General features: G+C 60.1%; 15 protein-coding genes. 1 reads left to right on the forward strand and 14 read right to left on the reverse strand.

The genetic code is table 11. The features are described 5' to 3' along the window. Positions 1-74: 74 nt before the first annotated feature. A complete protein-coding gene (locus tag AC1DT3_RS04915; protein WP_477464126.1) occupies positions 75-641 on the reverse strand; it encodes a phage baseplate protein in 567 nt (188 codons plus the stop codon). Beyond that, positions 638-2,281 (reverse strand): tape measure protein, encoded by a 1,644-nt coding sequence (locus AC1DT3_RS04920; RefSeq protein ID WP_477464127.1) that lies wholly within the window; start codon positions 2,279-2,281, stop codon positions 638-640. The genes AC1DT3_RS04915 and AC1DT3_RS04920 overlap by 4 nt, the downstream gene beginning before the upstream one ends. Here AC1DT3_RS04920 and AC1DT3_RS04925 point away from each other — a divergent pair. Further along, on the forward strand, positions 2,264-3,220 hold the full coding sequence (locus tag AC1DT3_RS04925; protein WP_477464128.1) for a hypothetical protein: 957 nt from the start codon (positions 2,264-2,266) through the stop codon (positions 3,218-3,220). The two genes, AC1DT3_RS04920 and AC1DT3_RS04925, sit on opposite strands and share 18 nt — an antisense overlap. A gap of 172 nt (positions 3,221-3,392) precedes the next feature. Here the strand turns inward: AC1DT3_RS04925 and AC1DT3_RS04930 are convergent, their stop codons facing one another. The 12 genes from AC1DT3_RS04930 to AC1DT3_RS04985 all read right to left on the reverse strand — a co-directional run. Next, a complete protein-coding gene (locus tag AC1DT3_RS04930; protein WP_477464129.1) occupies positions 3,393-3,815 on the reverse strand; it encodes a phage tail assembly chaperone in 423 nt (140 codons plus the stop codon). Positions 3,816-3,818: 3 nt separating this feature from the next. Beyond that, positions 3,819-4,265: a phage structural protein gene (locus AC1DT3_RS04935; RefSeq protein ID WP_477464130.1), complete on the reverse strand. Its 447-nt coding sequence runs from the start codon at positions 4,263-4,265 to the stop codon at positions 3,819-3,821. A 14-nt stretch (positions 4,266-4,279) separates the two neighbouring features. Beyond that, a complete protein-coding gene (locus AC1DT3_RS04940) occupies positions 4,280-5,431 on the reverse strand; it encodes a DUF3383 family protein (RefSeq protein ID WP_477464131.1) in 1,152 nt (383 codons plus the stop codon). 13 nt (positions 5,432-5,444) lie between these two features. Beyond that, complete coding sequence (locus AC1DT3_RS04945) at positions 5,445-5,990, reverse strand: phage neck terminator protein (protein ID WP_477464132.1); 546 nt, start codon at positions 5,988-5,990, stop codon at positions 5,445-5,447. After that, a complete protein-coding gene (locus tag AC1DT3_RS04950) occupies positions 5,968-6,351 on the reverse strand; it encodes a hypothetical protein (protein ID WP_477464133.1) in 384 nt (127 codons plus the stop codon). The genes AC1DT3_RS04945 and AC1DT3_RS04950 overlap by 23 nt, the downstream gene beginning before the upstream one ends. Positions 6,352-6,353: 2 nt before the next feature. Beyond that, the gene (locus tag AC1DT3_RS04955; protein WP_477464134.1) at positions 6,354-6,806 is read right to left on the reverse strand and encodes a hypothetical protein; all 453 of its coding nucleotides are present in this window, start codon (positions 6,804-6,806) and stop codon (positions 6,354-6,356) included. After that, entirely contained in the window at positions 6,806-7,015 is a 210-nt protein-coding gene (locus AC1DT3_RS04960) for a hypothetical protein (RefSeq protein ID WP_477464135.1), read from the reverse strand. The genes AC1DT3_RS04955 and AC1DT3_RS04960 overlap by 1 nt, the downstream gene beginning before the upstream one ends. A gap of 13 nt (positions 7,016-7,028) precedes the next feature. After that, a complete protein-coding gene (locus tag AC1DT3_RS04965; RefSeq protein WP_477464136.1) occupies positions 7,029-7,436 on the reverse strand; it encodes a DUF4054 domain-containing protein in 408 nt (135 codons plus the stop codon). Between the two features lie 3 nt (positions 7,437-7,439). Continuing rightward, positions 7,440-7,814 carry a hypothetical protein gene (locus AC1DT3_RS04970; protein ID WP_477464137.1) on the reverse strand — a complete coding sequence of 125 codons (375 nt, stop codon included), beginning with the start codon at positions 7,812-7,814 and terminating at the stop codon, positions 7,440-7,442. Positions 7,815-7,818: 4 nt separating this feature from the next. Beyond that, a complete protein-coding gene (locus AC1DT3_RS04975) occupies positions 7,819-8,766 on the reverse strand; it encodes a DUF2184 domain-containing protein (protein WP_477464138.1) in 948 nt (315 codons plus the stop codon). 15 nt (positions 8,767-8,781) lie between these two features. Continuing rightward, positions 8,782-9,219 (reverse strand): structural cement protein Gp24, encoded by a 438-nt coding sequence (locus tag AC1DT3_RS04980; protein WP_477464139.1) that lies wholly within the window; start codon positions 9,217-9,219, stop codon positions 8,782-8,784. Next, the coding region (locus AC1DT3_RS04985; RefSeq protein ID WP_477464140.1) for a DUF2213 domain-containing protein at positions 9,220-10,302 on the reverse strand (1,083 nt) is incomplete at its 5' end. It abuts the gene before it with no gap.

Genomic DNA, 10,302 nt, shown 5'->3' on the forward strand with positions numbered 1-10,302 from the left:
GAACGTGCAACGTTGCCCATTGAGGATCGTCGTAAATTCTTGATCAGCAGCGTCGGTGAGCCTGAGCTCTTGCATCAATACAGCCCTCGGAGAATCGATTGATTCTTCACTGCCTCAACGCTACCGCCCGACGTGGGTGCGGGCGCAGTCGCGTTGTTTCCGCGCTGGACAGTCGGTGAGCCGCGGTCTGACGTCGCCCCGGACTGAAGCTTGCCTTTCGAAAGCTTCGACTGGCCCTCTGATCCTCCGCCCGTCGTCGTTTGCGTATCGACGATGATCACCTCTTTCAGGTCCGCCCTGAAATACAGGATCCGCCCGTGTACCTTGTCACGATCGACTGTAACGCGTTCGATCAGCATGTTCTTGTACAGCATCAGGCCGGTGACGATCGAAAATGGCTCTCGTGTTTCCTGGAGCCGCACGATCGCCTGATAGGCTCCGATCAATCCAGCCGTTCCTCCGGGCCGAGATGCTGTCACGGCCTCGAGCATCATCTTCTTCGGACGCACAAACGCATGATCGCTCACATCAGCGCCGAACTCGACGGGGTTGCTTGTGATCTCGAGTTCGGCCTCGTGACTTTCCCTAATCACGACGTCTAGCGGGACAGGGCCCAGAAAGCGCGAAAGTGCAACTGTCATGGCGTCGCCGGACTGGGAGCGTTGACGGAGAGATTGCGCAGTCCATTGACCAGGGCATCGCGCGTTGCGCCGCCGATCGATCCCGGGGAGGCGTTGGATTGCTGGACGTTCACGGTGATCCCACCAACCGCGACATCCGTGTTGTTGTTGGTCGTCGTTGGTCCATTTCCGAGCTTTCCGGCAAAACCTGCCGAAGGTCGCGACGAGAGTGCGGCACCCAGTTCAGAGCCGACCTTGCCTCCTACCGTCGCGCCGGGGCCAGGAGCACCCTGAACTGCGGCTCCAATTCCGGCCAATTCAGGCGGGATCACGCTCCTGACCGCGTCAGTAATTGCGCTCCCCGTGCCCTTCAGGCCATTTACAATACCCTGAGCGATGGAAGTACCGAGTTCGCTCCAGTTGATCGCGTTCCAAGCGGCCTTGATGTCATCCCAGAAGTACGCCGCCGCCGCGGCTCCGACGCCCGCCAGTATGACCGCCCAGCCGACAGGATTGGAAAGCAAGGCAAAAAGCGTCGTAAATGCGCCTGCGACCGCTGGTGCCAAGGCGGTTATCGCTGCGACCAATGCGGGACCGAGCCCCACCATCTTCGCGAGCAGCGCCGTTGCGGTAAGGGCGCCAAAGATGATGATCATCTTGTCGACGAACCCTTGACTTAGTCCCAGGGCCTGTTGAAGCCACACGGAGAAGTCTCCGAGAACGCTCTCATCACCGCGTAAGAATGCGAGAAAATCGTCGAACGCCAAGCCTGCGGCAAGAAGGAGCGTTGTGAGTGGGAACAGGCGCATTAGCAGCAAACCAAGGCCTATGCTCAATGGCTTCCACCAACCACTTTCAACGAGCTTCCGACCAGCCCATAGGAAACGCTCCGCCGACTGCGATGCTCGGATAAATGCCCGTGAAATTCGTGACGCCCAAGCGTCGAGTGTTCCGTTGTCACGCAATCGTTGGATTTCGCCCAAGAGAGCGCTCAACTTGCCCTTGGAATACAGAAACCATCCCGAATCTGCGATCGATCGCTTGAAGCCCTGCCACGCGTCCGAGAGGTTCGACATCAAACCGTTCCAGGTTCGGGACTGCTTGTCCATCGCTCCCGCGAAACGGCCTTCGAAAATATCGGTAAGCGCCTTCGTGATCTCCTTGCCGTCCTTCTTGACGGTCTTGGTCATCTTCTTGCCGTTCTGCATCCAATTGTAGGTGATCCGATCCCCCGCTTTCTCGGATGTGATGCCGAACTCCTTGAGCCGCTCGTTCTCTCCCGTCGACGCATCCGCCATCGCCTCGACGGCAGCGTTGAAGTCTTTCCCCATCGCCGATGCGGCATTCCCAAGGGCCATCAAAGAGCCATTGGTGGGGTCGAGTCCGTATGCCCTCATCTTTACGAATGCGTTGGCAACCTCTTGAAGCTCGTAAGGCGTTTTGACGGCGAATTCCGTGACCCAGTCAAGCGACTGCTTTGCCTTCGCGCTTGTCCCCTCGATTGTTTCGAGGGTGGTGGCAAGCTTTTCGAACTGCGCCCCGGTTTCAATCGAACTACGCGCGAGCGCTCCGGCCATATACCCTGCCAAGCCGCCGGCTGCGACCGCAGCAACCCTCGCGACAGAGGCGAAGGCCGCGAGACGTTGCCTCGTCTGGTCCATAGAAGCCTGAAAACGCTTCAGTTTTTCTTCGCCCTTGATGTCGAATCCCAGAAGGGCGATAAGTTCTTCTATTACCATTTTGGATCTGCTCTTGGGGGGCTGACCGTGCAGTTCATTGTGCTTGCCATTGGCTCGGTCATGACTCTAGCGGGCACCATCGGGCTTTTTGCGAAGAAGCCCTGGAACAGAATCAGGAACACCAGAGACGCAATCACGCTGACGCTGATGGGGATCGTCGTGGTTATCCTTGCGTTCCCCCCGCGAGCCGAACCCACCGTCGACACACAAACAGGTTCTCCGCAAACCAAAGTCTCATCGGATACGGGTACGCCGTTCGAGACACCGATAGTTGCGCCGCAACGTGCCGCCCCAGCATCTCCTCCACCCGTGCCCCATAAGGCTCCGATCCAAGAGGGAGCTTACACGCCGCTCACGAAGGGGAATGCGCCAAAGCTATTTGCGGCATGGGGGAAACCCGGTGTTGACCGTGTAAATGAGGCAGTCCGAAAAGCCGTCGCAATCGCCGCCACGTCGCCCAGGTGCGATCAGGTTGAGATCGGTGGCTATTCATACGAAAAGAGCGTTCCCAAAACGTCGATTGTCGTCTTTGTCGACTGCTCGAATACGGAGCGCTTCTACTTCACCGAGGAAGAAACAAAAGCTGGCAGTTTGGCGGCGCCGATTTCTTCGAAGATCAGTTCCATCAAGGACTCAGCCGCTTTAGGTGGGTGTAAGGCGGTAGCGGAGAAGCAAGTCCGCTTCGCGTCGACAATGGATGTTTCCTACCTCAGTTCGAGCGTTGACCGCCGGCCCTATGGTATCAACGTGGCTCTGGCGTTTGAAGCCAAAAACTCTTTTGGAGCAATGCTTCCGTATGTGGCCTATTGCAATATCACCCCAGACGGAACAGCGAGCCTCATCTCAATCAAAGAGCGCTAACGCTTTTGCTCCGAATTGTGATTCTCTATCGCACTCTGCAGATTGATCGCTTCATGCATGTCGGCCAGATCGTCGTACGAATAGACGGTCCGTAGGTCATGGATCGAGCACATCCCTCGCATCACTGGCATCCAGATCAGCATATCCTGGCCGATGTGGGGGGCGTAGCGCTTTACGAAGCGCTCATCGATGCGGCTGTCTTGCTGGCCATGAGTTTCGCCAGCGGGCCGGAGAAAAAACTTCGGAAGTTCACCTCGATCGAGAAGAACGCCACAAGAAGGAGCGTCCCGGCATCGGGTACCAACTCAGGCTGGTCGACCTGCACGTCGTGCCATGTGCCCTGCCATTGGACCTGAGCCATCTCCGCAAGTTCGCGGATCAGCGAATCGAACCGATCGTCGAGGTTCGTGGCCATGGATCCAAGTGCCGCCAACGCGATTGCGTCGCGGCTCTCGCCTTCCGCTCCGATCGCTCCTACCAGACCAGGTAGACCCGAGCCGACCAAGTTCGCGATGCGACGTCCCATCGTGACGGTCTGCATGGCAGGCATCGGGACGACCCGGAAGACCAGATCACCAATTTTCTTCTCAGCCATGAGCTACGCTCCCAACGAGTAACGGATCGGGTTCCAGGACCATGCATTGGCGAAGATCACCCACTCGCGGACCGTGGCATTCACGCCAAGCTGCCGTTCCGGCGCCTGGATCACATGGGCCTCCGGAGCCGCGCCGCCCTCCCCGTTGCCGGTGTTTCGCACGGCGATCGGAAAGCCTGCTCCGAATCCGCCTGCTCGCGCGCGCCGGAAGTAGTTCTCCAGGGTTGCGTTCATGGGGCTATCTGGCTTCAGCCGAAGCGTGATGTTGACGCTGTCATCGGCCGTGTATGAGACCGTGGCATCGCCGTCGGCACCGACGAGCGGCGTTGCATTGTCGCTGTTCGGCGCGATGGAAATCGCATCGTCGCCTTCCCAGAAGCCGTTCACGGCAAGGCCGTTCACCGTCGCCTGGACATTCTCGAAGCTGTAAACGTAGCTTTTGCCGGCCATAGCTCAGCGCTCCCTTAGAACTGCATGATGAGGCGGGCGGAGGCGTAATGCACCGCGCCTCCGTAGAGGAACTTCACGTCTATCGCCGGGAAGATACGCTGACGACGCTGGGTCGCCGGCACATCCTCGACCCTTTCCACGCTGATCACGTAAGCCGGGCGCAGCTCTCCCGTATCGGGATCTTGGGACTCTCCGATCGCCCCGGCCAAAACGGCCCGCTGCATGACGCCCTCGACGGCACCGACCAGGATCTGGCCACCCTTGTTGGTGTAGGGAATGCGTCCGGGCTGGTTGGCGAGAGTGGAAAGCAGTTCCTCTTCCGTCCGGGCGATCAACCAATCGGCGAAGTGGAGCTCGTCGATGAACCCGCCATCGAGCATCGATCCCTCGACGACCATGTTGATCCCGCCAATGTCGACGTAGACGTTGGCGAAATGCCCGGCGACTGCGGAGAGGCCGATCGCCGGAACAAAGCCCGTCGCGCCTTGCACCGCGGCGCTTGCCTTGTTCGCAGGGGTGATGCCCACGAGCTTCTTGAACTTTGCCGTATACGCGCTGTTGCGCTGATCGAAATCAAACCGTGAAGCGACTGCAATGAGCGCGGCGGCCGGATACTCAGCGGCGGTGGGGTGGTAGAACACTCCGGAGCGCTGACGTTTCGTCTTGTTGCGGGCGGCGACGCTCGTCGTGTTGGCCGGGTTCTCCGTCCCCGCGTCGTTGCTGTCCATCAGGAACAGCTTCGGCTTGGAGTCGACCCAGATCATTGCGTCGTCGATCATGGCCTTGTCGCGGAATTCCGTCGTGAAGGTCATGAAATACCAATCGTTGTCAAACGCGTAGAGGGCGTTCAACTCCGACGTGATCGTTGGTGACGGCGACGCCGCAAAGGTCCCCGGATCGACATAACCGATCTTGATCTGGCGCGGTCGCGGGTTCTGCGAGAACATCGCGTTGGCCGCCTTATAGGCCGACGTCGTGTCGGCCCAGTCGACAGCGACCTCGTCGATCGAGCCATACATCTTCGTGCGCGTCGTCGCAGTGACGGCCGAACCGATGCTGGTCTCGGAGGTGATGATGAGYGGCACACCGAACCCGCGCCGGGTGGCGAAGCGATCGAGTTTCGTCAGGGTCACGTCAACGACGCGACTGTATGGAAGCCTGGCCATCGTCGGCTATCTCCTATGGGGTGATGATTGAAGCTTTGGCGGTGCCGAAGCTGGTTCCGTCATGGTCTTCGAATTCGGCGGAGGCTTCTTCGATGATGTCGACGGGGAAGGCATGGCGCACGACGCCACGAATGAAGAGGTCGAGTTGACAACGGTCTTCCCAGACGCCGTTGATCTGTTCTGGAATCCGCCTGATCGTGGACGCACGGTTCAAGGTCAGCGGGTGCAGGCTCAACAAGGCTGCGCTCGATTGTGCAGCGCTGACGAGGCGCGCGGCGAAGTCGATCGTGGCGCCCTTGGCGAAGACATTGAAGCTCCAAACCCATTCCCATTCTTCAACCGGCACCTGCTCACATGGCTCAGCCGTCGGGGCAGGATTGGGAACGTCCCGGTACTCGATATCATCCGGCCAATTGATACGTTCGGCGCGGATCAGGTTGAGAGTGCCATACGACCCTTCCGGACGCGGGGTGGTTGGGAACGCCCTGATGACTTTCGGAAGCCGCGTGACGCCCTTCACCCAGGCCTGAACGAGGTTAAACAGTTCTGTTTCGGTCACGGATCACGCCCAACGCTGCCTTGGTGTACCCGCCTTCACGCCGCGGCCAGATGTGGAGGATGTGATAGCGCTCGCCCTGCCATTCAAACTCATCGGTGGGGACGCCTGTGTCGTCATCCGATACGCGCAGAGCGGCGCGGGTCCACATCGTCCAACGCACATCGACCACGATCCCTTCCGGAAGGTCCCGGATGTCCTGTTGCGTCGGTGCGTGGACAGCGGCTCTGATCACGTCAGACGATTGCGCACCGTCCACCCACTCGTCATGCGGACCGCTGTAGCTGCCAGCACCCATGAAGTGACGCGTGACGGGCTCGGCCATCATGTCGATCGCGATGGATGCCAACCCGAGAGCTTGCATGATCAGTCCAGCTGATGGGTGACGCGCTGACGCATTTCGCCCGTGTCGATCAGGGTCTTTGATGACCCTTTTCGCTTCACGGTCTCCGGGGCGTTCGCCGGTCCGATGTTCGATCCGATGCTCTGCTGAATATCGCCAACAGCCTTGATGYCGAGGCGGTTCAGTTCGCCCGGCATATCGGCCTCCCCCTTGACGATACGCCGCGCCATGTCGACAGTGAGCCGCTTGTACCCGTCCCGATTATCAGCCATGGCATTGCGCAGAAACGGGCGCTCCGGAATACCGCGCGACGTCCCGAACTCGTTGAAGACCGCGCGCTCCACGACGTCAGCCCCTGCCCTGCCTGCGGGGAAGCCGACCTTGACCCGCTTCGGACCAACGAGGGCCCGCCGCATTCGTGTCACGGCCTTCTTGATCGCCCCCGGGTTCTTGGAGACGATACGGACGTTGAACACTATGAGCCCTTGCGCGGATCTGAAGCGCGAGCCTTCGGCGCATCGTCGCTTTCAGCCTTCAGAACGCCAGTGCCCAACCAGATTTTGACATTGTCGCCATTCTTGACGCTCTCCCACTCCTCGTCGGGAACGCTGATGGTCGATTCTGCCGGCACGGCCTTTCCATTCGGCAGAGGAAGCTCGATGGAATACGTATTGGTTACCTTCATGGAAGAATTCCTCTCAGACGACTGCAACTGGGGGAAAGGATCGGCGCAGATAGCGCAGGAAGCGCCTGCCATAGGCCGTCAGGGCGTATTCGGACTGACTACCGCCCTCGCTACCCCCGGACGATCCAGAGGGGCTGGAGAACGTCGTTTCCACGTCCCCGACTTTCACCCGCGAAACCGGGCCAGACGTTTGAACTGACGAGCCATCGGCAGACGTGATGAGCCCGCCCAACGCGCCTTGCATCACCAGAAGGTGAGCCGTGAGCGCCATCTGAGCGGGCGCGCGATCGTCTTCGATCCAGGATGGACCGACCTCGAGCGCGGCTTCCCCCAGGATGGCCGTCACGGTGGCGTCGGGAACCGCCGCAAACTCAGGATATCGCACCTTGAAGGTCGCGGCGGTCGGAGGCGTATAGGGCACGTGCTATTCGCCCTTCTCACCTTCGGCGACAAACTCCTCTTTCTCCTCGTCGGAGAGAGCGTTGAACTCGTCTGCATCGGCCTTGGTGAGGTTTTCGGCCAATACTTCGTTGCCGCGGACGATGACGAACTTGCCGCCACCCTTATGCTTGGCAACGAGATCGTCCGGTTCGTCATCCGACTTCTTCGCGGCGCCCTTCTTGCCGAAGGAGACCTCGCCCGATTTCTCCCACGCTTTGAGGATCGGATGATCGGGCGTTACGAGGTCGAGATCATCGCTTTCGCCCGGATTGAGGGTCACGGTGACGGGCGCCGCGCCCTTGCCCACGCCGTTCACTTGGAAGGTGCGCGGACCCTTTGCGTTGTTGGTGACTTTCATTGGCTTAGATCCCATCCACGTAGCGCATTGATTTCGGACGGCGGACGTCGACGCCACCGAGACGGAACAGGCCAGGCACCTCGAAGAGGATCGGGCCGTGTTGCCATACCGGCAGGAACCGGAACGGCATTGGGATGTGGAGTTTCACCACCGACGGGTCGCGACGATAGGCGACCATTCGAGCCGTTCCGCCCGCGCCGGCTGTCTCAAGTCCCCAGATGCCGCGGATCGTCAGCGGCTGGCCTGTCTGGCGCGTGTAGATATTGTTCTTCTCGATCCACTCCAGAATCGTCGTCTGGTTGGTGGCATCGATGCGCCGGGTGGAGATGTCCAGGAGTTGCTGATACGGCAGAAGGAGGGTATCCGCCATTTCCGCGCCGAGCGTGCCCGCGAAGATGCCCGTGAGAGCAGCGTTCACGTCAGCCAGGATATTGTCAGGCGTCTTGGTCGACCACGTCGTCGTCGAACCCGTGCCGGTCGCGGCCGCACTGCCCGCGGTGACCGACGCGTTGTTGACGAGGCCGGTGAAGCCCTTCCCAGTGTCGCCGTAGAAGGCGACCCGCTCGATCAATTCCTCCGATGCGCGGCGGGCTACGTTGGCCTTGTCCGCGTTCAGGTTGATCCCGAGCATCTGAGCTTGATTGAGCTCCTCGAGATCGTACCGATAGCCGATCGCGGCCATAGAGACGGCGGTTTGGAATTTCTCTCGGAGGAGCTCTGCGTTCGGGACGTCCTGCGCCTTGCCGTGGAACCATTCGGCCTTGCCGACGCCATCCACGGACATGTAGGTGACGCTCTGGATCCATTCCGGCGCAGAGGTGTCGATCGGGACCAATTGCGGATACTGGATATCCTGGTACCGCGTTTGATAGACGACCGGCTCAATGAGTGTCGCCTRAGAGACGAGGAACGCCAACGCGCGCTGCGGGGCGTCCTTGAGGTGGATGTTCATGTGTCGGAGCCCTTCTTAGCCGAGACGGACCTTCGCCAAGCCCGCACCTGCGGTGGAGCTGTCGAAGATCGCATTGGGGATGGCGGTGTTGCTGGTGGAGACGTTGGTGAAGACACCCGTCGCCGGCACGTAATAGACGGGGTCACCGACGGCGACCGCGACGCTGGCCTGAACCCAGATGACGCCCTTGGTCATGATGGCCGCTGTGTCGTACTGGTCGTACTTGTCGCTTGGACGAACCGGATCGAGGACGGTGATGCCGCGATACTTGGTCGAAGCCGCGGACGGCTTGATCTGGTTGTCGGCGGTGCCTTGAACGGCAACCTTGCCGAAGCCGATTCCGGCCGCGCCCTCGACGAGGCGGGAAATCACGACTTCCGGTTCGGAATTGACGACCATGCCCTCAAGGCCGGCCGCCATCGTGGCGGTATAGGTGGTTTGGACTGCGGGCATTTATGCGGCTCCCTTCGGGTTCTTCCAGGCGTCCTGGTACGAGGACACCATGGCTGCGTGAGCTGAAGCCGAGTCGGTCGCCTTGTGGCCATCGTTCGAAATGATGGCTTGGCGGACCTGATCGGGCTTGGCGTCGACTGCGAGACTGTCGAAGAGGGCTTCGACGTACGCGTCTGCCTTGTCCTTCACGCGTTCATCGCCGAGTTTCTTGGCGACGGTGGCGCGGCGGATATCGGGAATGGACTTGCCGGTCGTCTCGACGCCGTCGGCAATGGCCTTCGACTTCGCGAGGACTTCCGCCCGATCGGCCACGAGCTGATCGAGTTTCGCGTCGTCGAGCTGGTTGCCCTTGAGCTTCTCGATCTCAGCATCCTTCGTGCCGAGCTCCTTGTCTTTCGCTTCGACGACCGCGGCGTGGCTGGTGACCAGCTTGTCGTGATCCGACTGCTTGTCCACAAGCCGCTGCTGCAGCGTTGCGATAACGGTGGCGCCCTGATCAGTTACTTCAATCGGGATGCCATCGACGGTAACCGTCTTGAGCGTCATGGGTTTTTCCTTCTCCGCTTCGTCGCCAATGCGACAATCAGAACCGGCCCGGCCCGCGGATACGATGGCCAGGTGGTTGCCTCGAATGTTGGTTTGCTGCGCGTCGTAAGGCTCGCCCTCAGGCGTCGTTCCCGCTTCCCACTTTAGATCGCAGGTGTAGCCGCACGAAAGTTCGCGCTTGCCGGCCTTGATGGCGTCGATCGCGGTTTGATCCATCAACGTCATCGGGACCCGAACGAACCCGCCGTCCTTGGATACGATGTCGCCAGTCGATCCGACCGAGTACCGTTTCCAATTCTTCGAATTTACAGCCTCTGATGGATGATCGATCGTGATCGGCCGATGGGCGAATGAACCCATGGTGTCTTGGTGAAAAACTTCCGATTCCGGCCGGTAGACACGGACCGTCTCCATTTCGGGCTTGCCGACCTCACTGCCGGCATAGATTTGAACGCCCGTGCGCGCGATCCGAGCGTCACATACGAGATACCCGTCCCGAGTGACGTTGGCGTCGCCCAGGGTGATCGTGTCGAACAA

The organism is Microvirga sp. P4_G7, assembly GCF_056401005.1.